The 23,405-nt window shown below is 68.3% G+C and carries 24 protein-coding genes and 1 pseudogene; 14 read left to right on the forward strand and 11 right to left on the reverse strand.

The window, feature by feature from the left end:
* Nucleotides 1-127: 127 nt before the first annotated feature.
* A complete protein-coding gene (locus M1203_RS12315) occupies nucleotides 128-1,204 on the reverse strand; it encodes a glycoside hydrolase family 5 protein (RefSeq protein ID WP_249949665.1) in 1,077 nt (358 codons plus the stop codon).
* Nucleotides 1,205-1,608: 404 nt separating this feature from the next.
* Here M1203_RS12315 and M1203_RS12320 point away from each other — a divergent pair, with 404 nt between their 5' ends.
* Together M1203_RS12320 and M1203_RS12325 are read left to right on the forward strand one after the other, a co-directional pair.
* Entirely contained in the window at nucleotides 1,609-1,806 is a 198-nt protein-coding gene (locus M1203_RS12320; RefSeq protein WP_249949666.1) for a hypothetical protein, read from the forward strand.
* Nucleotides 1,807-1,917: 111 nt separating this feature from the next.
* Nucleotides 1,918-2,550 carry a DUF6368 family protein gene (locus M1203_RS12325; protein ID WP_249949667.1) on the forward strand — a complete coding sequence of 211 codons (633 nt, stop codon included), beginning with the start codon at nucleotides 1,918-1,920 and terminating at the stop codon, nucleotides 2,548-2,550.
* 39 nt (nucleotides 2,551-2,589) lie between these two features.
* Here the strand turns inward: M1203_RS12325 and M1203_RS12330 are convergent.
* Nucleotides 2,590-3,083 (reverse strand): annotated as a pseudogene (locus M1203_RS12330) (transposase); the annotation flags it as partial.
* A gap of 258 nt (nucleotides 3,084-3,341) precedes the next feature.
* Here M1203_RS12330 and M1203_RS12335 point away from each other — a divergent pair.
* The 6 genes from M1203_RS12335 (at nucleotide 3,342) to M1203_RS12360 (ending at nucleotide 7,926) form a co-directional block, all read left to right on the forward strand.
* Entirely contained in the window at nucleotides 3,342-3,959 is a 618-nt protein-coding gene (locus tag M1203_RS12335) for a TOPRIM nucleotidyl transferase/hydrolase domain-containing protein (RefSeq protein ID WP_249949668.1), read from the forward strand.
* A gap of 66 nt (nucleotides 3,960-4,025) precedes the next feature.
* Complete coding sequence (locus M1203_RS12340) at nucleotides 4,026-4,895, forward strand: LLM class flavin-dependent oxidoreductase (protein ID WP_249949669.1); 870 nt, start codon at nucleotides 4,026-4,028, stop codon at nucleotides 4,893-4,895.
* A 163-nt stretch (nucleotides 4,896-5,058) separates the two neighbouring features.
* The gene (locus tag M1203_RS12345; RefSeq protein ID WP_249949670.1) at nucleotides 5,059-5,430 is read left to right on the forward strand and encodes a DUF6086 family protein; all 372 of its coding nucleotides are present in this window, start codon (nucleotides 5,059-5,061) and stop codon (nucleotides 5,428-5,430) included.
* Between the two features lie 29 nt (nucleotides 5,431-5,459).
* Complete coding sequence (locus M1203_RS12350; protein WP_249949671.1) at nucleotides 5,460-5,990, forward strand: hypothetical protein; 531 nt, start codon at nucleotides 5,460-5,462, stop codon at nucleotides 5,988-5,990.
* 391 nt (nucleotides 5,991-6,381) lie between these two features.
* Nucleotides 6,382-7,215: a tat (twin-arginine translocation) pathway signal sequence gene (locus tag M1203_RS12355; RefSeq protein ID WP_249949672.1), complete on the forward strand. Its 834-nt coding sequence runs from the start codon at nucleotides 6,382-6,384 to the stop codon at nucleotides 7,213-7,215.
* Between the two features lie 192 nt (nucleotides 7,216-7,407).
* Entirely contained in the window at nucleotides 7,408-7,926 is a 519-nt protein-coding gene (locus M1203_RS12360) for an SMI1/KNR4 family protein (protein ID WP_249950020.1), read from the forward strand.
* 121 nt (nucleotides 7,927-8,047) lie between these two features.
* On the opposite strand, the gene M1203_RS12365 is transcribed toward M1203_RS12360, so the two are convergent.
* Nucleotides 8,048-9,115, reverse strand: a complete 1,068-nt coding sequence (locus tag M1203_RS12365) for an aldo/keto reductase (RefSeq protein WP_249949673.1) — start codon at nucleotides 9,113-9,115, stop codon at nucleotides 8,048-8,050.
* A 225-nt stretch (nucleotides 9,116-9,340) separates the two neighbouring features.
* The gene (locus M1203_RS12370) at nucleotides 9,341-12,046 is read right to left on the reverse strand and encodes a LuxR family transcriptional regulator (protein ID WP_283958544.1); all 2,706 of its coding nucleotides are present in this window, start codon (nucleotides 12,044-12,046) and stop codon (nucleotides 9,341-9,343) included.
* 218 nt (nucleotides 12,047-12,264) lie between these two features.
* On the opposite strand from M1203_RS12370, the gene M1203_RS39025 reads away from it, so the two are divergent.
* Entirely contained in the window at nucleotides 12,265-12,921 is a 657-nt protein-coding gene (locus tag M1203_RS39025; protein WP_249949675.1) for an RICIN domain-containing protein, read from the forward strand.
* A 100-nt stretch (nucleotides 12,922-13,021) separates the two neighbouring features.
* Here M1203_RS39025 and M1203_RS12380 read toward each other — a convergent pair whose 3' ends face one another.
* Nucleotides 13,022-14,473, reverse strand: coding sequence for an amidase (locus tag M1203_RS12380; RefSeq protein ID WP_249950021.1), 1,452 nt, complete (start codon nucleotides 14,471-14,473; stop codon nucleotides 13,022-13,024).
* A gap of 125 nt (nucleotides 14,474-14,598) precedes the next feature.
* Between M1203_RS12380 and M1203_RS12385 the strand changes: the two genes are divergently transcribed.
* Nucleotides 14,599-15,240, forward strand: a complete 642-nt coding sequence (locus tag M1203_RS12385; RefSeq protein ID WP_249949676.1) for a TetR/AcrR family transcriptional regulator — start codon at nucleotides 14,599-14,601, stop codon at nucleotides 15,238-15,240.
* A gap of 524 nt (nucleotides 15,241-15,764) precedes the next feature.
* A complete protein-coding gene (locus M1203_RS12390) occupies nucleotides 15,765-16,277 on the forward strand; it encodes a hypothetical protein (protein WP_249949677.1) in 513 nt (170 codons plus the stop codon).
* A gap of 111 nt (nucleotides 16,278-16,388) precedes the next feature.
* Here M1203_RS12390 and M1203_RS12395 read toward each other — a convergent pair whose 3' ends face one another.
* On the reverse strand, nucleotides 16,389-16,856 hold the full coding sequence (locus M1203_RS12395) for a MarR family winged helix-turn-helix transcriptional regulator (protein WP_249949678.1): 468 nt from the start codon (nucleotides 16,854-16,856) through the stop codon (nucleotides 16,389-16,391).
* A 102-nt stretch (nucleotides 16,857-16,958) separates the two neighbouring features.
* Here M1203_RS12395 and M1203_RS12400 point away from each other — a divergent pair, with 102 nt between their 5' ends.
* Nucleotides 16,959-17,336 (forward strand): HGxxPAAW family protein, encoded by a 378-nt coding sequence (locus M1203_RS12400; RefSeq protein ID WP_249949679.1) that lies wholly within the window; start codon nucleotides 16,959-16,961, stop codon nucleotides 17,334-17,336.
* Between the two features lie 114 nt (nucleotides 17,337-17,450).
* On the opposite strand, the gene M1203_RS12405 is transcribed toward M1203_RS12400, so the two are convergent.
* The 5 genes from M1203_RS12405 to M1203_RS12425 all read right to left on the reverse strand — a co-directional run bounded on the left by M1203_RS12405 (nucleotide 17,451) and on the right by M1203_RS12425 (nucleotide 21,196).
* A complete protein-coding gene (locus M1203_RS12405) occupies nucleotides 17,451-18,320 on the reverse strand; it encodes an alpha/beta fold hydrolase (RefSeq protein WP_249949680.1) in 870 nt (289 codons plus the stop codon).
* Nucleotides 18,321-18,411: 91 nt separating this feature from the next.
* Nucleotides 18,412-18,816, reverse strand: coding sequence for a nuclear transport factor 2 family protein (locus M1203_RS12410; protein ID WP_249949681.1), 405 nt, complete (start codon nucleotides 18,814-18,816; stop codon nucleotides 18,412-18,414).
* 12 nt (nucleotides 18,817-18,828) lie between these two features.
* A complete protein-coding gene (locus M1203_RS12415) occupies nucleotides 18,829-19,407 on the reverse strand; it encodes a pyridoxamine 5'-phosphate oxidase family protein (RefSeq protein WP_249949682.1) in 579 nt (192 codons plus the stop codon).
* Nucleotides 19,408-19,536: 129 nt separating this feature from the next.
* Nucleotides 19,537-20,256: an ABC transporter permease gene (locus M1203_RS12420; protein ID WP_249949683.1), complete on the reverse strand. Its 720-nt coding sequence runs from the start codon at nucleotides 20,254-20,256 to the stop codon at nucleotides 19,537-19,539.
* Between the two features lie 55 nt (nucleotides 20,257-20,311).
* Nucleotides 20,312-21,196 (reverse strand): ABC transporter ATP-binding protein, encoded by an 885-nt coding sequence (locus tag M1203_RS12425; protein ID WP_249949684.1) that lies wholly within the window; start codon nucleotides 21,194-21,196, stop codon nucleotides 20,312-20,314.
* A 302-nt stretch (nucleotides 21,197-21,498) separates the two neighbouring features.
* Here M1203_RS12425 and M1203_RS12430 point away from each other — a divergent pair, with 302 nt between their 5' ends.
* The gene (locus M1203_RS12430; RefSeq protein ID WP_249949685.1) at nucleotides 21,499-22,587 is read left to right on the forward strand and encodes a sensor histidine kinase; all 1,089 of its coding nucleotides are present in this window, start codon (nucleotides 21,499-21,501) and stop codon (nucleotides 22,585-22,587) included.
* Entirely contained in the window at nucleotides 22,584-23,189 is a 606-nt protein-coding gene (locus M1203_RS12435; protein WP_249949686.1) for a DNA-binding response regulator, read from the forward strand. The genes M1203_RS12430 and M1203_RS12435 overlap by 4 nt, the downstream gene beginning before the upstream one ends.
* Nucleotides 23,190-23,405 lie beyond the last annotated feature (216 nt).

The following is a 23,405-nucleotide window of genomic DNA, read 5'->3' on the forward strand; positions in this document are numbered from 1 at the left end:
CAGTTGGGCGTCCTTTTTCGCCTGACACATACCTGCGTTGTCGCGCCAACGGACAAGGCCCTCTCCCGAGTCCGGGAGAGGGCCCCTTGAGCAGCCGCCCGGGAGGGCCCCGGACGGACTCGGTCGCTTAGAAGCCGCCGCTGCGGATCCGGTCGCGAATCCAGATGCCGGCCTCCTTGAGGACCGAGGTGCCGGCCCACTGGCCGCGTGCGCAGGTGCCGGTCTTGAAGACGGCGCCGGATCGGTTGTCGTCCGAGTAGTTCCAGTTGGTCCAGCTGATCTTCTTCTGAGCCATCAGATCGATGTAACGCTGCGACTGGGTGAAGTCGTTGGCGCCCTCACCCGCGTAGTTCTGGGTGCCGAACTCCGTGACGAACATGGGGATGCGGTCCGCGGCCCGGGAGAGCGTGTTCAGGTACTCCGTTTTGTGGGACGCGGCGTAGAAGTGGAACGTGTACATGATGTTGCTCGCGTTCACCGGGTTGTTGACGACCTCGGTCTCGTTGGCGCCGTCGGAGACGCCGAGCGAGGACCAGGCGCGGGTGCCGACGAGGACGACGCCGTCGGGGTCCTGGGCCCGGACCACCGGGATGATGGTCTCGGCGTAGCTCTTGATCTGCGGCCAGGAGACGCCGTTCGGCTCGTTGGCGATCTCCCACAGGACGTTGACCTTGTCCTTGTGGCGGCGCGCCATCTCGGTGAAGAAGGTGCGGGCCCGGGCGGTGTTGGCGTTGGGGTCGCCCGGGGTGAGCTGGTGCCAGTCGACGATCACATACAGACCACGCGCGGTGGCCTGGTCGACGATCCGGCTCGCGAGGTCGGTGAACTTGGCCGGGTCGGTCTCGTAGCCGCCCTCCTGTACATAGGTGGACACGCGGAGGATGTCGCCGTTCCAGTCGTTGGCGAGGGCGTCCAGCGATCCGTCGGTCACGCACTGCGCGTACCACTGGGTGCCGTGGGTGCTCATCCCGCGCAGTTGGATCGGGACGCCGGAGGCGTTACAAAGCTTGGTGCCGCAGACGCGGACCTTGCCGTTGATGCTGACAGGGGTGTCGGCCGCGCGGGCGGCCGGGGTAATGCGGTCCTGACCGACGGCCGGGGCGGAGGCACCGGCCTGGGCGGTGACACCGAGGCCGAGGAACAGGGCTATGGCCAGGGTGAGGATCGCGGTGGGACGCAGTCTCTTGAGGAGCGTTGAGGGCATGGCTGACCCTTCATGAGGCGGACATGACAATCCGGGCGGGGGGTCCATGGACGTGGTGCGCTCCACGGGGGGTGGTTATTGAAAGTTAGGTTTGTTTCCAGTTGGCCGTCAAGGGCTAGTTAGGTTTATTTCCAATTAGCCGTCGGGGGCCGGGAAGAGCCCTGGGTGCGCGGTGGCGTCCGGGGTGTACTTCCGCTCCGGCCGCCACCGTTGCCGCCGCCACAACCCGCGCACAGGACCCGACCTGCGACGATCCCCTTCACCTCCTGTCGGCACCGTCGGCCGCGCAGCCCTCCGCATCGCGGATCAGGGGAGGGAGCGCCGGATTCCTGGGCCACTCCGGGGCCCCGTTTCACGGACTGAGAGGATGACGCGGACACCGCAACAGAGGAAAGGGGATGCGCATGACCGTGCTCATCTTGTCCGGCGTTCTCGTGCTCGCCCTCGGAGGGTGCGTCTGCGTCGTGTGGGCGGCACGGGGTGGCCCGCGCTGGGTACGCGCGGTGTCCGCCGCGACCCTGGCGGCGGGGGAGTCGGTGCGCCGGGCGAGCCGTACGAGCCGGAGCCGGAACTCGAACCAACTCGGCGATTCGGACGGCTAGTGCTCTGACCGCACAGGTTCGCCGGGTGGGCGGCGTCGGTGCTCGGACCGGCTGGGCTCGGTGTGGGAACAATTTGAGCGGTCGCGGAGCCGATCAAACTAGGCTCCCAGCATGTCTGGTCCGACGTTGGTGATCGAGTTGGCGGAGCCGCTCTTCCCGGCTGCGCTGCGGGAGTTCCGCGCGTTGATGGTGGGGCTCTCCTCCCACTTCGCTGAGATGCGGCCCGGGTTCTTCGACGTCAACGTGCCCGCAGAACGACTGGGCGTCGAGGACAGGCGAGAGGAGGACTGGCGAAAGCCGTTCCCGCTTCCACTCCTCGGCAGCCACTCCACGGACGAGGAGCTCACGGCCCTGGTGGGATTCAATCCGCAGCGCGAGGAATGGCGTCGGCCCTTCCTGGTCTACTTGATGGGGCCGGGTGTCGGCGATGAGAGCCTCTTCGAGGCTGAGCACGCGGACGAGCCCGAGGTGGAGGCCATCCTCGGCTTCAGGCCGACCCATGCCGTCAATGTCAGCGCCGGCTGCAATGGCGAGATCGACCACGTGGCCACGGCCCTGCTGACCGCCGCTGTCATGGACGTCATCGGGGGCGTGGCCAAAGCCGAGCTGCTGGACGGACAGGCATCGGTCATTGCTGGCCTTCCGGGGGTGTTGGGGATCGCGGACGACGACTGGATGGCGCTGGGAACGGCGGAGTTCCTGCGGGCCTGGGTTGGGCACCCCGCCTTCCGGCTGGTCAAGTAGCCCAGACAGATCCGCGGCGGAGGCGGTGCTGTGACCTGGGGCGTTGGCGTTGCGCCAGCGAAGGTAGGCGTGAAGGGTCCGGGTCTGCGCGGTGTCGTTGGGGTGGTGGGAGTTGGCGATGGTGAACTGCCGCGGCGGTCCGACGTGCCCTTCGAACGGGTTTGCCCACGAGGCGTAGGCCGGGGTGAAGCACAGCTCGACCTTGTGTTTCTTCGCTCAGCGACGGATGTCGGCGCCCTTGTGGGCGGACAGATTGTCCAGGATCACGTAGATCGGGGCGCCGTCGGGCCGGGCAGCGCGGATCGACTTCAGCGCGGCCAGCGTGTTCACGACTCCCTTCTTGCACCGGTTCACGCCCCACAGGCAGTCGTTGCCCACTGAGTAGCATCCGTGGAAGTACCGGACTCCATGGGTGCGGTGGTACGTGGCCAGCAGCCGACGGGGCGCCGTCGTTCGGCCCAGCCCGAGCCCGCTGTGGGCCGGATCCCCAGCGGGCCGAACTCGTCGAAGGCGAACACCCGGTCCGGGAAGCGAACTGGTGCTGCCCCGGCGCACGATCTGCTGCGGCTTCTGCCCCTCCTGATCGGTCAGTCTGCGCACACGAACGGGCTCGGCCACCGCGCCTCCAGCAATCGGATCGGACGTCACCGCACATCCAACCGCCACGACCACCGACCCGGCGAACCTATGCGGTCACAGCACTGGGCATCGCAAGGCGGAGGATCGGCCGATGCTCGGGCGGTCGGAATATTGTGTGTCGTGCGGGTCGGTGAGCGTGCAGACTCCGCTCCATGGCGGACATGTGGGCGTTTCGGGACGCGGTCGATCGCTGGGCAGCCGGCGGCCCCGGCGGACCGGCGAGTGAACTGGCCGTGCGGCTGAGGTTGGGCACGGCGGTGCTGCTGGAAGGTGCCAGTGACCTCGCGGCCGTCGAGGCGCTGGCCACACGGCGTCGCCGGGACCTTGCCGCCGAAGGGGTGTGTGTGGTGTCGATGGGCGGGGCGATGAGCATAGGCCGCTACGCCGGCCTGCTCGGGCTGCCCGGCCTTGGTCTGCGCCTGACGGGACTGTGTGACGAGGGCGAGCAGCGCTTCTACGACCGCGCCTTGACGCGGGCCGGAGCGCCGGGGCGGGGCTTCTTCGTCTGCGCGGCGGACCTGGAGGACGAGCTCATCCGCGCGCTGGGCACGGAGAAGGTCGAGGAGATCATCCACGCCGAGGGCGACCTGCGTGCCTGGGAGACATTCCTGCGCCAGCCCGCACAGCGGGGTAGGCCCCGCCCACAGCAGCTGCGGCGCTTTCTCGGCACGAAGAAGGGCCGCAAGATCCGCTACGGCCGTCTCCTGGTCGAAAACCTCGCTCCCGGCCGGACACCGGCCCCGTTGGACGACCTCTTCACGAGCCTGTGACGGACTGTCCTGCCGCGCGGCGTGAATCCGATTGCGCCTTCCTGGCCGGCTGCGCATCCTGCTGGGATGCGCTTCTCCATCAACATCCCCAACTTCGGCGACTTCGCCGACCCCCGAAACGTCGCGACCGTAGCGACTGCCGCCGAACAGGCCGGCTGGGACGGCCTCTTCGTCTGGGACCACGTACTGCACCGGCAGCATCAGGGGCGTCCCTTCGGAGACCCCTGGATGCTGCTGACCGCCGCCGCGCTGGCGACCTCCCGGATCCGATTGGGCACCCTACTGACACCGGTCCCCCGTTATCGTCCGCAGCAACTCGCCCGCCAAGTGGCCACCTTGGACCACCTCAGCGGCGGTCGGGTCATCTTCGCGGCGGGCCTGGGCGGTCCGGTCGAGGACGAATACCGCAGCTTCGGCGACACCGCCGAGCCGCGGCTCCTCGCCGAGCGGCTGGACGAGGGACTGGAGTTGTTGGGGCACCTCTGGTCCGGCCGGCCGGTGGACCACCACGGCCGGCACTATGAGGTCCGGGACGTGACGCTGCTGCCCGCCACCGTGCAGCAGCCCCGTCCACCGGTGTGGATCGGCGGGTTCTGGCCGCGACGTGCGCCCATGCGGCGGGCAGCACGGTGGGACGGCGCGGTGCCCCTGTTCGAGACGGCCCGGCATGGTCACGTACCGGATGCGGCGGAGGTACGGGAACTGGTCGCCTACGTGCGCAAGCAGCGCACAGCGGCCGGGGCCGAGCACCCCTTCGAGTTCGTGCTCGGCGGAGCCACGCCCCCGGACGCGGCCAAAGCCAAGGACGTGATCGGCCGGCTGCACGACGCCGGCGCCACCTGGTGGGACGAGCGGCAGGTTCAGACCGGCCCCGACCTGGACCGTCTGCCCCCGGTGCTACGCCGCATCGAGGCGGGGCCTCCGGTGATCCGATGATCCGTTCGAGGGACCGCCGAGCTTGTCGATGGGTGCCCTTCGCACTCGTAGTGAGAGAACCCGGCGAACGGCTCGTGCCAGCCAGGCATCGGGGTCTCCATCTCCAACCCCTGCAAGGCATGCGGGGGAGACCGTCTACGGAACAGCTCCTGGACTGGCCGTCATGAGCTACACCTTCGACATCAGTGACGACACGATCTGGAGCCCGGCCAATTCCGTCGCGCGCATCTTCCTGGGAACGGTGAAGACGCTCTCGGAGGAATATCGTGTGCCGTCCGGATTCGGAGACGACCTCATGGGGATGGTGGAAATCGATCCCCTGGAGTTCACCGATTTCGTGCAGCGGGTTCTCGCCGAACGAGCACAGAGCCTGCACCTGCACAAGAGCATGATGCTGGATGGAATCCTGCCGATCCTCATCGCCATGGCGTTCAGAGGAAAGCTGGGAGTCTGTGCCCGCACGCCAGGGGAGAGTGTCTACCTCGAAGAGGTGAGGGCGCGGAAGCTGCCCATGCTCGCAGCGTCGGACTACTGAAGTTGAATGAGTAATGAGTAAGGTCGGGCTTGCGCGGTCTTCTGCTGATCCGCCAAGATCTGCGCGTGGCGGAGCACAAAGAAGATCTGGTGTCCTTGTTGCGCGAGCTCGACGACCCCGAGTGGCTGGAGTGGCCTCGCAGTTACAACCGTGGTGAGATTGGCGCGCTGTTCAACGTTCTCGTGGCGCGGCTTGAGGACGACTTCGCCGCGCCATGTGTCAGCGAGCGGGACACACAGGACTCCAGTGAGTACGGGCGGGTCACCGTGCCGGCCGATGCGACGGTGTGCGGAACCCGCATCGTTGTCTGCGTGAGCAAGTTCGGTTCTCTGGCGCTGGTCTGCGCCGACAACCCCGGCGCCTTCCTGGGCACGGGGGAAGCGCAAGCCGAGGGCGAGTTGGACGCTGCGGATCTGGACAAGGTGATGGGGACATTGGCCGACCTCGGGTACGCGGTCGTTCCCGAGGAGCTATTGGAGTGCGACTACGCAGGGCCGAGCCAACTGCCCTGGCATGATCGGCGTCCCAGCTGGTGGGACCGCTTCTTCGGCAGCTTCTGACAATTGTGCGATCAAGGACATTCCGGTGCCCGCGATACAGCCGCGTAGATCGTGGAAGTCCCGCCGACAGAAGCCCTTCGACTCGTTCTTTGTGCCCCGGTACTCGCGGATGGGTTGATCAGCCGGGGCCGCTCACCCTGCTCGTAACTGGTCATGCCCGTCATCGACACTCGGCCGGAGTCCCGGACCCGGACCCCCACGATGGGAGTCCGGCCGATGCGGCCCCATGTTCCGGCGCGCGGCGCAGCTCTGGTCGGGTTAGCCCCACCTCGTAGAGGGAGGCTGGCTCCAGGGACCGGATGATCGCCTCCGGGATAGCTTCCCGTTCTGGGGGGTTCCGGCCCCCGGCCCCCGCGGAAAGACGCCGCCTCTTACAAGCCGAAAGTCCTCCATGAACAGCCTCGAACCCCTGTCCCGCCTCACCGCCGCGCCACGGAGGCAGATCGGCCTCCTGACCTCCCTGGCCGGAGCGCTCCTCGTTGCCTTCTTCCTCGCGCCCAACGCGCTGGCCCGGAGTTCCGTCAATACGGCGAACGTCGGCGATTCCTTCAGCCGGGGATTCGTCGCCTATTGGGGCTCCGGCAGCCGGGACTTCCCCGCCCAGCTGGAAGCCACTGTCACCTTCTGGTTCCGCTTCCATCTCGTCAAGGCCGGTGTCTCCGCGCTGCTCCTCGTGGTGTCCGTGGCGCTCGGTGTCGTCCTCTGGCGGCGTTTTCGGCAGCAGCTCAGCGGGCGGGTCGGCCGGGTTCCCTTCCTGTTGCCCGGGGTCCCCGTCGGGGTGCTCGGGCTCTTCGCCCTTGTGGCGCTGGTGGCCAATCTGCAGGGCGCGGCGGCTCCGTTCGCCTCGTTGCTGCCCATGCTGACGGGCGATGGCGCGGACGACGAACTCAGCGCGACCCTCGCCCAGGTTCAACAGCAACTCGCTGTCGCTCCCGGCGGTCAGCACTCCCCCGCCCTCACCCTCATGATCAGCGAGTTCGCCACCTACCACGCCGTTCTGGCCGGCATGGCCGCCCTGCTCGCGCTCGCGCTGGCCGGTGCGAGTGTCGTGTTGTGGAGGCGGCTGAAGACGTCGTCCGACGTACGCGCGAGGCGCGCGATGAAGTTCGGCGGTACCGCATCGGCGCTCCTGGCAGCCGTTGTGCTCGTCATCGCCTTCGCGAACACCACGAATGCGGCGGACTCACCCCAGGCGCTCGCCAACTTCTTCGCCGGGGGGTGGTGACACAGCCATCGAACGGAGCATCAGACCAGTGTCCGGCGGCGGAACCGCCTCCTCCCGTCGACCAGCACGCACATGCTGGACCGGAGGTCGGAATGACCGGTCGGCGACATGACGGTCAGCATCCTTCGCTCTGGAACAGGCCAGAGGTATCAGCCGTCCGCTGTCAGTGGTGGTCGCTAGCCTGTCCGCGTGATGTCTACCGATGATCGACAGTTCCCTGCCGCACTCGCCGCCGCACTCGCTTTGCCCTTTGACTACGACGAAGGAATCGACTTCGAGCCCTTCCCGGCCTTTCTGTCTGCTGAGGACACCACCGACTGGCTCCGGGCCTGGACCGGGAACTCGGAGGTGAGCGGAGACAGCTTCCGTGTGTTCGGCCAGGACGGCACTGGCGGATATGTCGCGTTCTGGCTGATCCGCCCGAACCACCCTCTCGTGGACCAGCCTCTTGTCTTTCTTGGATCCGAAGGCGAGACCGGTGTCCTGGCGCGCGATCTCGGGGACTTCCTGTGGGTGCTCGCCGGGGGCTTCGGCCCCTGGGAAGCCATGGCCGAATCCGACCCCGACTCGCCCCAGCGTCTCCGTCCGGAACTCGCCGCCGTGGCGAAGCGATTCGCCCCTGACCGAGGGCGGTCGGCAACGGCGATCATCGAGCAGGCGACCCAGGAGTTTCCGGGGTTCGAGGACACAATCCTGGAACTCTGCCGCTGAACTCGGGCGGACCATCCCCTGGAAACCTCGTCCCGATCCGCATCCGGCCGGGCATGACGTTCGTATGGTGCGATGACACGAGCCGCTCGGTCGAGAGTCCTCGATCCCCCGCGAGACGTCGTCAGGACGCGGCGTCGAAGACCCGCGTGAACCTGCCGTTGATGGTCGTGCCGGCTTGCTGGAGCTGCGCCATGCCCGCCAGGTACGGGTAAGGGAAGGCGAGTGTGGGCGTGGTCAGTTGGTCGAGGGCCGCGAGCTCGTCGGGCGTGAACGTGACAGGCAGGGCCGACAGGGCGCTGTCCAGGTGGGCCACGCTGCGGGTGCCGATGATGGGCGAGGTGACCAGCGGCTGCTGAAGCACCCAGGCGAGTGCGACCGCGGCGACGGTGCTGCCCTGCCGCGTCGCGATGTCGCCGAGGGCGTCCAGCACCTCGAAGGTGTGTTCCGACAGGCGGGCTCGGGTCGCCTGTGCGCCCGCCCGTGCCGCGCCCGCGGGGGTACGGTCGGCGCGGGTGTAGCGGCCGGACAGAACGCCCGCGGCGAGCGGGCTCCAGGGGGTGATCCCGAGCCGCAGCTCGTGGGCGACGCCGAAGATCTCGCTCTCGGCGCTGCGGGCCAGCAGCGAGTACTCGGGCTGAAGCGCCACGATCGGCGACCAGCCGCGGAACTCGGCGATGGTCGCCGCGCGGCCGATCGCCCAGCCGGGTACGTCGGAGAAGCCTACGTAGCGGACCTTCCCCGAACGCACCACCTCATCGAGTGCGGCGACCGTCTCTTCGAGCGGGGTGTGCGGGTCGAAGCCGTGCAACCAGTACAGGTCGATGTAGTCCGTACCCAGCCGCCGCAGCGAGCCCTCCACCTGCCGCATGAGTGCCTTTCGGCCCGCGCCGCCGCCGTTGGGGTCGCCGGGGAACAGATTGCCGGTGAACTTGGTCGAGATCACCAGCCGGTCACGCAACTCGGGGCGAGTGGCGAGGAACGCGCCGACCGTCTCTTCGGAGCGGCCGCCCGAGTAGATGTTCGCCGTGTCGATCGTGTTGCCGCCGACGTCGACGTAGCGCGACATGATCTCGAACGAGGTCTCGCGGTCGCAACCGCGATCCGGGTCCTCGAACAGCATCGCACCGAGGGTGAGGGGGCTGACCCGCAAGCCGCTGCGGCCGACGGTGCGATAGTCATCGATGCGCATAGTCGTTCCTCGCTCCATACTTACGTGCGGTGTGTACGGTGTGTACGTGTGCGTGTGCGGTGTGATACGCGCAGTGGCTCTGTGCGAGCTACCGCGATGTCCGGCACACACACAATCGTCGCCCGACCGGCCACGGCGTGCCAGGGATGACCGTGCCTATGCACTTCAGTACCAGGCACCTCGTCGCCACCGCGATATCGACCCCATCAGTGTCAGTGCCAAGAGCTACCGGGGGGAGTCCGGTGAACCGATGGAGAGAACCTTCCGCAGTTCGCTCCGTCCACTCACACCGGTCTTGCGGTAGACCCGATGCAGGTGGTTGTCGACAGTGCGTACGGTGATACCGAGTTGCCCGGCGATGCGCTGGCTGCTCTGGCCGATCGCGGCAAGGCGTGCGATGTCGCGTTCGCGATCGGTCAGCTCGGGGGTCCAGCAGGCGAGGACGGCCGGTGTGGTGACGCCCTCGCAGCGCTGCGCGAGTTGGTGACAGCGGTCGGCGACCTGTTGGGCGTGCGCCGCGTCTGAATCGCGCGACCACAGGAGCGCCGCGTGGGCTGCCGCCTCCGCGGCGTGCAGATACATACCGGCGGCTTCGAACGCGGTACAGGCCCGCTCCACACCGGAGGCGTCACGGGCGGCGAGCGCGGCGGCGTGTTCGGCGTAGATCCCGATGTGCGGGGCGTCCGAGGCGGCGGCGAGTTCGGCCAGTCGCGCGGATACGGTCGCGGGCCGGCCCAGGCGTATCGGCAGGTGCAACAACTCCGCCTCCCAGAGCGGGGCTTCCCGCTTCCTGGCGTCGCCTGCCGCGCGTATCGCCTGACGCGCGGCGTCACTGCCCCGGCCCTGGGTTGCCAGGATCCACGGCTGGGCCATCTGGAAGGCCGGGATGTGGAATACGCGGTAGGACTCCACGCGGGCCAGATGCGCCTGGTCGAGTAACGCCTTCGCCTTGTCGGCGTCGCCGATCAGCGCCTCGACGGTGGCCCACTCGCCGAGGATCAACGCCTGCTGACCCCAGGTGCTGTCGTCGCGCAGCGTGGAAACCGCTTCCCGCATGTGTCGTTGAGCGGATCTCAGACGCCCCTGGCGGGCGGCGACTCTGCCCAGATAGAACTGCCAGGCGCCCAGGTGACCGATCCAACCGGAGTCCTGTGCCTGTCGGAACTGGTCGACGGCGGTCGCTTCGGCTTCGCCCAGCCGCCCCGAGAATGCCTGGATGATGCACAGCCAGCCCAGAAGGCCGGCACGCACCATGGGTATGTCGTCATCGCCGTCGGACGCCGACAATGCCGCTTCGATCAACCGCCGTGCCGCGACGGTCCGCCCGTGACAGAAGTGGTCGACGCACTCGGCGTACCGTAATCGGAGGGCTGTCCGGGGACTCGACGTTGTGCAATCCCGGGCGCGGGTGACGGCCCCCGCGTACGCCGACCAGTCGGCGTGCACCGCGAGGAGGATGGCCTGCAGCGCGGCCAGCTCCGCTCGTGCGGCGTCATCGGTCATCGCCTGTTCGGTACGGCGCAGCAACTCCAGTGCGTCAGCGGGCCGGTCGAGCGAGAGGTACAGGTTGGCCGCGCGCAGTTGCACCGACTGCAGATGATCGCGGCTGGACGTGACGGACTGGGGCAGGTCGCTGTGGACCTGCTCCGCTCGCACACCGTGCCCGGCGTAGCCGAGCGTGATGGCCAGTGTTCGCCGGGCCGGCGCCCCACCACCGGCGTCGCAGGCCGCCTGGGCCAGTTTCGCCGCCAGGGTGAAGTCCATCGTCAGTACGGCGTGATCGGCCGCGGAGACGAGCAACCGCGGATCGCTGAGATCACCGGCTTCCAGAAGCCAGCCGCCGACGCGGGCGATGTCCTCGCGCCGCCGCAGGCCCGTTCGCCGGACCGCCGCGGCCAGCTCCTTGCAGTACTGCCGACGCCGGTGGGCCGGCGTCTGCCCGCGCAGGACCTCGCCGTAGAGGGGATGAGCCAGCCGGAGGTGTATGCGCCGACCGTCCCGCTCACTGACGACGAGGCTGCGACGGTCGAGTTCGTCCATCACGGCCGCACTGGTGAGTTCTTCGAGGACCGGCACGCCCAGGGGCTCCCCGAAGGCGAGTAATCCGGCGGCGCGTTGCACGTCCGCGGGGAGCTCTCCGATGCGCCGGCTCACCAAATCGACCAGCTGTGTGCTGAGTTGGAACGGTCCTTGCCAGGACCACACCTCCTCGATCACCGTCAGTGCCCCGAAGGTGAGTCCGGCGTCGACCAGTTGCTGCAACCAGAGCACATTGCCGCTGCTGCACTCCCAGAGCCGACGCACGGTCGTGGTCCCCACGTGACCCCGCAACGTCCGTTCCAACAGGTGCCCGACGGAATCGGGCTCCAGTGGCCGCAGGTCGACCCTGGCGGCGTAGTCCCCCCGTACCAATGCCTCGATCGCGTCGGGCATCGTCACTCCGGAGCGTGCGGTGAGAACGAGCCGCGTGCCGCCGCATACGGCCAGGTGCAGCAGCAGGGCGGCCGAGCCCTCGTCGAGCAGATGCGCGTCGTCGACGAGCAGCATTCGCTGTCCACCGTCGGCATCGGCGAGCAGCGCGTCCGCGAGGAACCGCAGCAGGTTGGGGCGCCCGTCGGCGCTGGGCCACGTCGCGGGGAGCAGATGCGCCAGGGCCCCGAACGGAATCTGCGCGGTGCTCTCGGAAGCCGATGCCACCATGGCCTCCCCCTGGGAGGCGTCGGTCCTGGACAGCAGTTCGCGGGCCAGCCGCGTCTTGCCCACACCCGCCGCACCCGTGATCAGCAGGCAGGGCCGGTCGGAGTGCTCCAGCCGCGAGATCAACTCGCGCAACACGTCATCTCGGCCTGTCAGGGGCCAGGAGCGAGGCGAGGAACCGACCTCAGGTCCCCCATGTTCCGACGATGCCTGACGATCATTTCGGCCATTCATCGACAGCCCTTCTGCACGGATCGGCCCCGCACACCAGGCCCGACATCATACGGAGGGACGGAGACTCTGAGTACCCGGCTACTCACGACATGACTATCTCTCAGAGGTAGCTTTCACAACGCCTAGCGCGGCACCCGGGAATCGATTCCGGCTCGACATCCAGGCACAGGACGGATCGACAGCATGTCGACCTGTCGCGTTTCGCCGGACACACGGCCGTGACGATCAAGGATGCCCGCCTGCGTTCATTTATCCGCACTCGGAAAGGAAAGCAGACAGTGGCGAGAATTCATTTCAGGACCGCGGGGCTGGTCGCGGCGACTGTGGCGGCGATCGGCGGCAGCGTCCTCTCGGCACCGAGTGCCTCGGCAGCCGGACCGGCACAGGCGGGAGCGCCGAAGACGACGCAGGCGTCGCCCTCAACGACGGCATCGTCGCGTGCGGCGGCGGCATTGGGCCCCCTCTTCCTCGTGAACAACAAGAGCGGCAAGTGCCTCACCCCCGAGGGCGGTCGATCCGACAACAACGCCGTCAATGTCATCTTCAACTGCGACAGCGACCCGTCACGCACCTGGTATCTGGTGAACAAGGGCAACAACATCTACCAGATCCTGAACCTCAACAGCGGCAAGTGTCTTACTCCCGAGGGCGGTCGTTCCGACAACAATGCCCAGACCGTCATCTACAACTGCGACAACGATCCGTCGCGGCTCTGGTACTTCGTCGACAAGGGCAATTACCGGTACCACCTCGTGAACTACAACAGCGGCAAGTGCCTCAGCCCTGCGGGCGGAGGTGTCCTGAACAACACGCCCACCGTCATCTACAACTGCGACACCGACCCGTCGCGTCTTTGGTATCTCGCCGACGTGTAAGCACCGTCGAAACGGATGGACGGGGGACGGGGGACGGGGGACGGGGATCAGGGGGAAGGCCCCCGTCCCTTCTCCCCCGGCCCGTCTTCCCGACTCGTCCTCAGTGGCCCGTGTGGTTCCCCGCCCACACGGTAGATGTCCGGCCCGACCACGGGCTTGCCTGTTCGAGCTGTCCGGCGAGGCGGAAGAGTCGGCCTTCCCGCCCGTATCCGGCGGCGAACTGCATACCGATCGGGAGCCCGGTCTCGGCGTCGGCCGTCAGAGGCACGGACATGGCGGGCGTGCCCGCCACATTGAATGCCGCGGTGAACGGTGAGCGCTCGAAGACGCGGCCGATCCAGCCGAGGCCGTCCAGTGCCTCCGCGCCCTCGGCATACGTGCCCAGGGGCACGGGAAGCTCCGGCACGGTCGGGGTGAGCAGCATGTCGTGAGCGTCGAAGTACCGTGCCAGGCTTCGCGCGACCCGGTTCCTGACCGCGAGAGCGGAGACGAACTGGGCGCCACTGACCCGCTGCCCGTAGTGGTAGCCGGCAAGGCTCACCGGCTCAAGGGTCGAGGAGTCGACGGTCCTGTCGAAGGCGGCGGCCAGCTCGTCGACCGAGGCCGTGAGATTCGCCGTCCACAGACGGGCGTTGGCGAGGACGAAGTCCTCCCAGTCGACCCCGAGGTCGACTTGGGCCTCCTCCACCTGGTGGCCGAGGGATTCGAGCAGACGCACGGTACGAGAGAGAGCGTCGGCCACTGGTGTGGTGGTGCGGCGTCCGCCCCACGCCTGAGTCAGGACACCGATCCGCAGCGAACCCGGATGGCGGGTGACTTCCTCCGCGTACGGCCGGGCCGGCGGCTGGGCGAAGTACGGATCACCCGGTTCCGGGCCGCGGATCTGGTCGAGCAGTACCGCGCTGTCGCGTACGGTGCGGCTGACGCTGCCGTGCACCGCCAGGCCGTTGAAGACTTCGTCGACGTCAGGACCCATGGAGACCCGGCCACGAGTGGGTTTCAACCCGAAGAGGCCGTTATAGGCGGCGGGGATGCGGAGCGAGCCGGCGGCGTCGGTGCCGTGCGCGATCGGGACCACCCCGGCGGCGACCGCCGCGCCCGCGCCGCCGCTGGATCCGCCCGCGCTCCGCTCCACGTTCCACGGGTTGCGGGTCGCGCCGTACAGCACTGGTTCGGTTGTGATGCTGTAGGCCATCTCCGGACTCGCGGTACGGCCGAACGTCACGAGGCCGGCGCGACGGAAGCGCAGCATCAGGGAGGAGTCGGCGCCGGCGACGTTGCCCGCCGCGAGACGGCTGCCCAGTTCCACTCGCCTCCCGGCCATGGCGACTCCGATGTCCTTGATCAGGAACGGGACTCCGGCCAGTGGCGTGCTTCCGGGGTGGGGCTCGTCGTCGGCCGGCCATGTCTCCACGATCGCGTTGATCCGCGGATTGACCGCCCGCGCGGCCTCACGTGCGGCTGCTTCCAGTTCGGCAGGGGCCACCTCGCCTTTGGCCGCCAACTCCGCGAGCCCGACGGCGTCGAAGCGTACGTACTCGGCAACTCTCACAGTCACTCCCCGAAGATGAAGATACCGTTGAGTACCTGATGATACCCAACGGTATCGCACGGAACGGACTGGTACCGTAGGAGGGGTCGTGAGCCCCACGACCGACCGGACGTCACGGAGCAGTCATGGCATCGACCGCCAGAAGGCCGAGCAGGGTGGCGAAACTGCCGCCTCGCGAGCGCATCCTCGACGCGGCGGAGGACCTCTTCCAGAGCGAGGGGATCCAACGGGTGGGCGTCCAGGCGATCGCCGAGCGGGCCGAGACCACCAAGATGGCGATCTACCGCCACTTCGAGACCAAAGACGCGCTGGTCGCGGAGTGGCTGCGGATCGTCGCCGCGGACTACCAGGCGGCCTTCGACCGGGTCGAGGCCGAATACCCCGGCCGTCCCAGGGAGCAGATCCTGGCCATGGCCCGCTTCATCGCCGAGGGATTGCCCGCGATCTCGCACCGGGGCTGCCCGTTCATCAACTCCATCGCCGAGCTGCCCGACCGCTCCCATCCCGCGCGGCAGGTGATCGAGAAGCACAAGGCGCTCCAGACCCGCAGACTCGTCGGCATGTGCGCCGAGGCCGGGCTGCCGGATCCCGAGCAGGCCGCGGCCGAGATCACCTTCGTACTCGAAGGCGCGCAGGTCAGCACGCAGAACGGAAGCATCGATCAGGCGGGGGATCGGCTGATGAGGATGGTCGAGGGGATCGTGGATCGGCACCGCTCCCCCTCGACGTATCCCGGGCGGGCACCGACTGACCCTCAGAAGGTGTGAGCGAAGTAGGCTCCCGCGCATGGGCGCGTTCGTACCGTTCCTGATCCTGGTCGGGGCCCTCGCGGCTGTCATGGGCTTCTTCGCGTGGCTGGCCTCACGTATTCGTCGCCGGGGCCTCGCGGGCGCGGCCATGAGTGCGGCCTTGGCCTCGTACGAGGAAGCGTTCCGTATCACGGCCCACGAGTCCTACGTGGAGATCCGAGCCCAGGCGGAACGCAAGGCGCCGATCCTGTCGCCCGACGATCACTGGGGGCGAAGCCCCGGCGGAGCGGGTCGTACGAGTACGGCGGATCGCCGACCGCTTCAGTCGCGTCCTCGCCGGTCTCGACGGGGTCTTGGCCGCTGGGTCGGTCGGCTGAGGTACGGCCGCTGACCAGTGGACGCGGCGCGGTGGGTTTCGCCCGCGCCGGTGGCAGCCCGCCAACTTCCGTCCACTCGCCGTCAGTCCACGGACGGCCGGGCCTGATCGAGACCGTAGAGTTGCCGTGATCACCACACACGTGATCACCACACAAGGGGGCCTCATGAAGATCCGACGTGTCCGGCGTACGGCGATCATCACCGCGTCACTCGCGGCCTTTCTGCTGTCGTGTTCCGCGGGCACGGACGACACGACCGGGGACGCCCGGACCGGGGACTCCTCCCGTTCCTCGTCCGCCCCGGCACCGGCGGACGCCGCAGCGCGGGAGACTGCCGCCACCGGCCCAACTCCCGCGTCCCCCGGGCCGGAACTGGTCCGCGACGCCTTCGCCGGCCTCCAGGCCACACTCGATGACACCTGCACACCCGGCGCGGGAGACTGCGCGTACTTCCTGGGCAGGGTGCACGAAGAACTCTCGGGCATCGAGGCGGCGATGAAGGCGGACCGGAAGGGGCCGGGTCACTTCCCCGAGCCGCTCGCGTGGATGGCCGACCTCCGCGCGACACTCGACGGCGACACCTCAACGGAGAACCTGGAGACCCACCGAACCGAGCTGATCGACGTCCGCGACCGGATCAACGTCTGGATGCAGGACCACCCCGACGACTACAGCTGAGCTCCTGGTCGCCTCGACGCGGCGGATGAACAGAGCGACAGCTCGGCCATCCGTCGTGTTGTGTCCGTGGACGACGATGCCGTCGACGCCGAGAGCGGCCGGAGTCGTGGTCTAACACGACTCCTCCAGGTAAGCACGCGTCAGCGCACCGGCGCGCGTGAACCAATCGGCGAGTACGGCGATCTCGTCGGGCGTGTAGTCCGCGAAGAGCTCCGCGAGGAGCGCGTAGTACGGCCCGTAGACGGCCCGCACACGCTCGGCGGCGGCCGGGACCGGGGTGATGCGAACCCGGCGCCGGTCGGCCGGGTCCGGCCGGCGGGTCACCAGTCCACCGCGCTCCAGGCGGTTGACGATACCGGTCACCGCTCCCGTCGTGACGTGCGCGCGCACGGCCAAGTCACCCGCCGTGACCGGGGAGTCCCCGGCCTCCAGGACGTACGCGAAGCAGACGAGGTCCGTGACGCTCAGCCCCAGATTCCGGGCGAACTCCTGCTGGCCGACGATTCTCGACGCGACGAGATCGTCCAGCGCACTGCTCGCGTCCGACGCGGAGGCGGCGGAACGGGGCTTGCCCTCCATTGAATTCCCTTAGAGCACTAAGATAAATTCCTCACTTGCTAAGACATCATAAACCCTGATCCGAGCCGTCCCGCGGCTTGGCGGGCGCGAGGAGGCAGGCACGTGAGCGGACATCAGTACGACGAGGGCCACACCATCGCGGGATGGACCGGTTGCGTCATAGCCACGGCCGGGGCCGCGGTCGCCGGCGTGGGCATCGTCGGTTGGCGCCCGGGGATCTGGGTGGGGTCGGTCATCATGGCGTTGGCGGCTCTGGTCGTATGGGGCCTGCACCTCGCGGGTTGGGGCAAGCCGCCCGGCGTGCGGGCCACCGACCAGTGGGGCTTGAGGGTGCGGGACCGCTCCGCACGCCAGGGGCACGCGGGCTGCCTCTGGTGCCGACTGGCCGGCCGGCGCGGCGATCCGGTACGCGCCGTTGCCGTACCCAAGCCCGCCGTTCCGGCCTCTCGTACGGAATCTCAGGCCGACCAGTTGTCCTGATGCCGGTGTCGGCGGGCGAGGGGCTGTCCGTACCGCAGATCTCGACCCGAGTAGTCGGCCCCCCCGGACGGACAGCACGTGCGGTGCCCGTCCGGTGCGGCCGTGCCACGTGAGTCAGTTGACGCCGTCAAGGACCTCGCGCAGCGTGCACGCGAAGGCCTCCGGCTGCCCGGCATAGCCGAACTCGCCATCGAGGAAGCCGCCGTGGTGGCTCGGGAACACCGTCGCCCGCCGGCCGAGCAGTTGGGCCGTCGCCACCGAGGTGCGCCCGGTGAACGTGTCCCCGGTCTCCTCGCCCACCGCGATCACGACGCGCGTCGGCGCCGCGGTCAGCGCGTCGGCGTCGGGCCGATAGCCGCTGACCGCCCAGGACCGGTCGGAGAGCAGCGGATCCTCACGGGAGCCGTCGTCCTCGGCCGGCATGCCGAACGCGGCGGGATCCGGGGCGGGTTGGGCGAAGTACTCGTCGGTGAACTCGCCCTGCCACGACGTCATCACGATGAAGGCCGCCATGCCGGCGCCCCAGCCCTTCGCCTCGTACACGTCCCGGACACCGGCCCGAGCGCGCTCGGCGGCCGGGGCGTCGGGGAGCAGCGGAATGAGCGGCGGCTCGTGCGCCACCAGCGTGGTCAGGGCATCGGGGTACGCCGCCACGAGGGCGAGCGCGGTCACCGCACCGCCGCTGCTCGCGAACATCTCGACCGGGCCCGCGCCGAGCGCCTCGATGATGGCGCGCACATCGGCGGCCTGGACCATGGGCTCATGGTCGACCCGGCCGTCCTTGCGGATGCTGCGGCCGAGGCCGCGCGGGTCGTAGGTGACGACGGTGCGCTCGGGGAAGTGTGACGCCAGCGCGGCGAAGCCGCCGGCGTCCATGGGCTGGCCGATCATGACCAGCGGCGGACGTCCGTCGGTGGTCGGCAGCGGGCCATGGACGTCGTAGGCGAGATCGACCTCGGGAGTCTTGAGTATGTGAGTAGTCATAACCAGGTAGACGCCTTCCCCGTCGAAAACTCATCGGCCCCCGCACCCGCAACGCTCCACCCCGCTGTCGGCGATCGAGGCCACCCCTGGATCAGGCCCTGGCGATACTCCTGCCCGGCATGGGCTCCGCGAGTGCGGTCCGCCATTCAGGCGCGCCGAAGGCGTCCGCGAAGTACTGAGTCTCGTGCGCCACATGCCCGTCGGCGAACTCCATGACGCTCACTGAATAGGTGGGCACCCCGTCGTAGGTGATGACACACTCGCTCACCCACAGATCCCCGCCGCCGACAATGCGGTGGACGGTGAAGTGCCGGCTGGCGGGATGCCCCCCACGTTGCGCCGAGATCGTCTCGCGGCCCCGGAACCGTTCACCTGACTGGGGGTAGTCGAGAATCGCGTCCACGGCGTAGATGGCGTGCTCGGCTTCGGTATCCCCACGTTCCGACGCCCGCCAGTGTTCCTCGATCGCGGCCCTGGTCCGGTTGTCAGCGTCCATCGCGTTGTCCCTTCAGCGAGCGGTCCGAGCGATCTGGAACGTCCACCGCGTATGGGTGTAGAGGCCGTCGTCCCGGCCGAAGCCGTACGCGGTGGACGGGGCCACCGCGAACACCATCGCGTCGCCCTTCCGAAAGGCGTCCCCGATCCCGTGGAAGGTGCCCTCGGGCGACGTGATGTGGGAGCCGTACTTCGCCTCGTACGCCGCGATCACCTCCTCCAGCACCGCCGGATCCGCGACCCGTTCCGCCTTGCCCTCGACCACGAGGTCGAGCCCTTCGGTGAGCGAGTTTCCCCCAGTGGTCAGCGCGCAGTGCCCGTTGTGAGCGAGGTTCCTCGCCTTCTGCTCCCCCGCGCCGGTGGAGAAGTACAGCACCCCGTCGTGCCAGGCGGCGATCACGGGGGTGACATGCGGCCGGCCGTCGGATCGCACCGTGGACACCCAGAAGATCTCGGCGGCCTCCAGCTGCCGCCGGGCCTCGTCCCACTCGGTGGCGGTGACGTCCGCGGCACCCGGGTGGGGATTGAGCGCGGAGCTGTAGCGGGCGTCGAGCTCGGTCGTGGGCCGCCTCGCGGGTCCCTTTGTCGGCATCGCGGATCTCCTTTGCTTTCCCTCGTAATCCTTTCCCCCTGATGACCGGCTGCCCGCGTGGAAATCATCGCCACGCCCGTTCGTGTCCGCCTCCACACCGCGCTTATGGGTGACCCGCTCGGGGTGTCGTCACCGACGCGGTTCCCAGCGGAAGAGCCGGGAGGCCAGTGCGACGGCGACGACGACCCAGCTCAGCGTGGGGGCGAGCAGCAGCAGGGAGTCCGTGACGGCGACGCCGCCGTTCCAGGCGTTGAGGACGAGTTCCGTGGCCGAGCCGCCGGGAAGCAGCCGTTTGAGCAGGGTGAGCTCCTCGGTGCCGGCGATCCCCACCCAGGTCATGACGGCGATGGTGCCGATGCAGACGGGCAGCGTGGTCACCTGGGCGTGCTCGGGCGAGTTCGTCAGTCCCGCGGTGGCCAGCCCCAGGCCCAGCATCATGATCACTGTCGAGATGACCGCCGCCACCAGGAGGACGACGTTGGCCGGCCCGCCGCTGACCATGCCCAGCACGGTCAGGATCGCGGTCACTTGCACCAGTGAGATCACGGTGACCGGGAGCAGCAGCCCGGAGAGAATGCTGGTGTCACCGGCCGCGGTGGAGCGCAGCCGCTTGAGGAAGAGGTTCTGCCTGCGGGAGGCCAGGGTGGTCACCGTGGTGGCATAGAGCCCGAACGCCCCCACGGTGAAGACCACCACCGCCGCGATGTAGCCGAGGCTGGTCGCAGCCGCGAAGGCTTCGTGCTTGTAGATGAAGGCGGCGCAGACTCCTACGGGAATGGCGAAACTGGTGATCAGCACCAGTCGGTTCCGGAGGATCTGGATCAGCTCGCTGAGAGCGATCGAGAGCATGGCGAAGGTCCTTGTTCGTTCTGGGAAGGTTCTGGCGGTGGGTCGCGGTACTGGGCTACTCACTGGCGATGGCGCGGAAGACGTCGTCGAGCCTGGTCGGTCCGGCCTGGAGTTCTCGCAGCTGCACCGCGTGGCTCTCCGCCCAGTGGAGCAAGGTGGACAGGTCCTTCTGCAGGCTGAAGGTCTCGACGAGGAACATCCCGTCACTCCCGCGCGTGGCCCGCAGCGGCAGCTCCGGCGCACCGGCCGGGAGGGCGAAGCGGACGGCGCCCGGCAGGGTCCGGGTGAGTTCCGAGACGGTCCCCTCCCGCTGGAAGACGCCCTTGTGCATGATCCCGATGCGGTCGGCGCGCTGCTGCGCCTCTTCCAGGTAGTGCGTGGTGAGCACGATGGTGGATCCGTCTTCGCGCAGCTTGTCCACGGCGTCCCACAGACCGTCCCGGGACTGGATGTCCAAACCGGTGGTGGGCTCGTCCAAGAAGATCAGCTCCGGCGCGCCATACACGGCGGTGGCGAAGTCCAGACGTCGTTTCTCGCCACCGGAGAGCTGGGACACCTTCGTGTCGGCCTTGTGCATGAGGTCGACGATGTCGAGGACGCGCTCGACCCGGTCCGTACGCCGGGTGAGTTTCCCGATCAGCCGGACCGATTCCTTCACGGTCAGGTCCGGGGAGAATCCGCTCTCCTGGAGCATGATCCCCATCCTGGGCCGTACGGCGCGCCGGTCGCTCGGGCGGTGCCCGAAGACTCGCACGGTGCCCGACGTGGCCGCACGGTGACCTCCGATGATCTCCAGGGTCGAGGTCTTCCCCGCCCCGTTCGTGCCGAGCAGTGCGTAGAACTCCCCCCGCTCGACCTGAAAGGACAACTGCTTCACGGCCTGGAAGCCGCCGTATGTGACGCTCAGACGATCAACGTCGATGACTGGTGTGGAGGACATGGTGTCGATCTCAGCAGCCGCCGCGCTCCCCGGGCAGTGCGGCCACGTCACGACCTCACCATGACATTCTTCGCCCGAACCCATGACACGGTGTCACTGGCGGTGGCGCGGTGCCGGAAGAATACTGGGGCGGGCCCAGACTCTCGCTGTTCGATCCCGGAGAACCCGCACATGGATACCAGTCCCCCGCGCATCCCGCCGACGGCCCGCCGGTGAGGCCGGCCCGGGCACCGGCACCGGCACACTCCGGGTCCGAGGACGCCGAACCGACGCGGGGACGGCTGTGCAGACTGAACCTCACCATGCTGCTTCCGCCGATCGCTGTCAGCGGGATGGTGGTGGTGGCGATGGATTCCCGGAACTGGTGGGACGTCGCGGTCCTCAGCCTGGGTGTGGCGGCCGCCCTCCTGGCCTTCGTGCGGTGGGCGGTCCACGGTGGCATCTCCCGCGTCACACTTCCCTGCCTGGTCATCACCGCGGCCGTGTGGGTCTTCGGGGCGCTGGTGGCCGACAGCGGGGCGGCGGTCTTCGGCGTCATCGTCGTGGGACCGCTCGCCGTATCGCGGCTGCAGCGCCACCGAGGCGCGGCAGCCGTGGCACTGACCGTCTTCGTCGCCGTGGTCGGAGCGGCCAGACCTCTGGTGACTCAGGAGAGTTTCCCCGACATTCTGATCGGCTACGTCATCATCCCCGCGGGCCTCACGGCGGTGGTGACCGGACTCATGTTCCCCAACAAGCGCTTCTACGACCTCGTCGAGGAGCTGGAGGAGTCACGGGACCGCGAGGCGGAACTGGCCGTCATCCGCGAACGGATGCGGTTCGCCAGCGATCTTCACGACATCCAGGGCCATACCCTTCATGTGGTGAAGCTGAAGACCGCCCTGGCCCAGAAGCTGGTGCACAGCGATACCGCGCGAGCCGAGGAGGAACTGCGCGAGATCCACGCCCTGGTCGCCGACACCATCACCCAGACCAAGGAGCTCGCCTACGCACAGCGACGCCTCAATCTCTCCGCGGAGCTGGAGAACGCGAAGAACCTCTTCGAAGCCGCGGGCATCCGCGTGTGTGTCGACCGGGAGGCCGAGGTCGACGCCGGCGCGGGCGAGCTTTTCGGCCAGGTCCTCCGCGAGACCACGACCAATATCCTGCGGCACGCACAGGCCGAACAGGTACGGATCACCCTCTCCGCAACGGGCATCACCATTGTCAACGACGGCGCACAGGAGACCCCGCTTCCCCAGCTCAGAGGACTCGCCACCCTCAAGGAACGGGTGGCCGACGGCGGAGGCGAGCTCACCGTGGAACAGGAACACGGCCGGTTCCTGACAGCCGCGAGACTTCCCCGCCCGCGCCCTGTCACTCCCCCGAGAACGCGGAAGGACCACCGATGACCACCGTGGTGCTGGCCGACGACGAAGCCCTGCTCCGCAAGGCGCTGGCGTCGCTGCTCCCCCTCGAAGGCGAGATCACCGTGCTCGCCGAAGCGGCCGACGGCGAAGCGGCCACAGAGGCCACGCTGCGTCACAGACCCGATGTCCTTGTCATCGACCTCGAAATGCCCCACATGGACGGACTCGCCGCCATCACCGCGATCCGCCGTGCCCTGCCGCATCAGATCATCCTCATGCTGACCCGCCACGCCCGGCCCGGAGTGCTCCGCAAAGCCCTCAAACTCGGGGTGCAGGGCTTCGTCAGCAAATCCGCCGAACCCGCCCACATCACCTCCGTCATCAAAACCCTGCACGAAGGGAAACGCTGGATCGACCCCGACGTCTCCGCCCTCGCCGTCGTCGACGACTGCCCCCTCACCGACCGCGAGATCGACGTCCTGCGAGCCACCGGCGAGGGCTACTCGGCCGCCGACATCGCCACCCGGCTCCACCTCGCGGAAGGCACCGTCCGCAACTACCTCTCGAACGCGATGCGCAAGACGCAAACCCGCACCCGCCACGAGGCCGCACGGTACGCACGCGACCACGACTGGCTCGCCTAGGGCCTGTCCGATCATGGCGTGAAGTCTTCGTTCGGCAAGAAGCTCGCGAAGCACATGCTTCACGTCAGGGTCCCCGTTCCCCACACAGGCAGTGCAACCGTGGGAAGCGTCTCCGTCGCGGCGTGAGGGAGCGCCCGTTTCGGTCAACTTGTCTTTCCGCACGTGGTGTTCGGCTTTCGTACATGCATATGCTCCTGTCTGGTTCGAACAGGACCG

The organism is Streptomyces sp. 35G-GA-8, from assembly GCF_023534745.1.
Lineage (GTDB): Bacteria > Actinomycetota > Actinomycetes > Streptomycetales > Streptomycetaceae > Streptomyces.

What these genes read in the sequence shown, in the direction of transcription:
- M1203_RS12315 (WP_249949665.1), bottom strand. Translation starts at nt 1,204, where the DNA reads ATGCCCTCAACGCTCCTCAAGAGACTGCGTCCCACCGCGATCCTCACC.
- M1203_RS12320 (WP_249949666.1), top strand. Translation starts at nt 1,609, where the DNA reads ATGACCGTGCTCATCTTGTCCGGCGTTCTCGTGCTCGCCCTCGGAGGG.
- M1203_RS12325 (WP_249949667.1), top strand. Translation starts at nt 1,918, where the DNA reads ATGTCTGGTCCGACGTTGGTGATCGAGTTGGCGGAGCCGCTCTTCCCG.
- M1203_RS12335 (WP_249949668.1), top strand. Translation starts at nt 3,342, where the DNA reads ATGGCGGACATGTGGGCGTTTCGGGACGCGGTCGATCGCTGGGCAGCC.
- M1203_RS12340 (WP_249949669.1), top strand. Translation starts at nt 4,026, where the DNA reads ATGCGCTTCTCCATCAACATCCCCAACTTCGGCGACTTCGCCGACCCC.
- M1203_RS12345 (WP_249949670.1), top strand. Translation starts at nt 5,059, where the DNA reads ATGAGCTACACCTTCGACATCAGTGACGACACGATCTGGAGCCCGGCC.
- M1203_RS12355 (WP_249949672.1), top strand. Translation starts at nt 6,382, where the DNA reads ATGAACAGCCTCGAACCCCTGTCCCGCCTCACCGCCGCGCCACGGAGG.
- M1203_RS12360 (WP_249950020.1), top strand. Translation starts at nt 7,408, where the DNA reads ATGTCTACCGATGATCGACAGTTCCCTGCCGCACTCGCCGCCGCACTC.
- M1203_RS12365 (WP_249949673.1), bottom strand. Translation starts at nt 9,115, where the DNA reads ATGCGCATCGATGACTATCGCACCGTCGGCCGCAGCGGCTTGCGGGTC.
- M1203_RS12370 (WP_283958544.1), bottom strand. Translation starts at nt 12,046, where the DNA reads ATGAATGGCCGAAATGATCGTCAGGCATCGTCGGAACATGGGGGACCT.
- M1203_RS12385 (WP_249949676.1), top strand. Translation starts at nt 14,599, where the DNA reads ATGGCATCGACCGCCAGAAGGCCGAGCAGGGTGGCGAAACTGCCGCCT.
- M1203_RS12390 (WP_249949677.1), top strand. Translation starts at nt 15,765, where the DNA reads ATGAAGATCCGACGTGTCCGGCGTACGGCGATCATCACCGCGTCACTC.
- M1203_RS12395 (WP_249949678.1), bottom strand. Translation starts at nt 16,856, where the DNA reads ATGGAGGGCAAGCCCCGTTCCGCCGCCTCCGCGTCGGACGCGAGCAGT.
- M1203_RS12405 (WP_249949680.1), bottom strand. Translation starts at nt 18,320, where the DNA reads ATGACTACTCACATACTCAAGACTCCCGAGGTCGATCTCGCCTACGAC.
- M1203_RS12410 (WP_249949681.1), bottom strand. Translation starts at nt 18,816, where the DNA reads ATGGACGCTGACAACCGGACCAGGGCCGCGATCGAGGAACACTGGCGG.
- M1203_RS12415 (WP_249949682.1), bottom strand. Translation starts at nt 19,407, where the DNA reads ATGCCGACAAAGGGACCCGCGAGGCGGCCCACGACCGAGCTCGACGCC.
- M1203_RS12420 (WP_249949683.1), bottom strand. Translation starts at nt 20,256, where the DNA reads ATGCTCTCGATCGCTCTCAGCGAGCTGATCCAGATCCTCCGGAACCGA.
- M1203_RS12425 (WP_249949684.1), bottom strand. Translation starts at nt 21,196, where the DNA reads ATGTCCTCCACACCAGTCATCGACGTTGATCGTCTGAGCGTCACATAC.
- M1203_RS12430 (WP_249949685.1), top strand. Translation starts at nt 21,499, where the DNA reads ATGCTGCTTCCGCCGATCGCTGTCAGCGGGATGGTGGTGGTGGCGATG.
- M1203_RS12435 (WP_249949686.1), top strand. Translation starts at nt 22,584, where the DNA reads ATGACCACCGTGGTGCTGGCCGACGACGAAGCCCTGCTCCGCAAGGCG.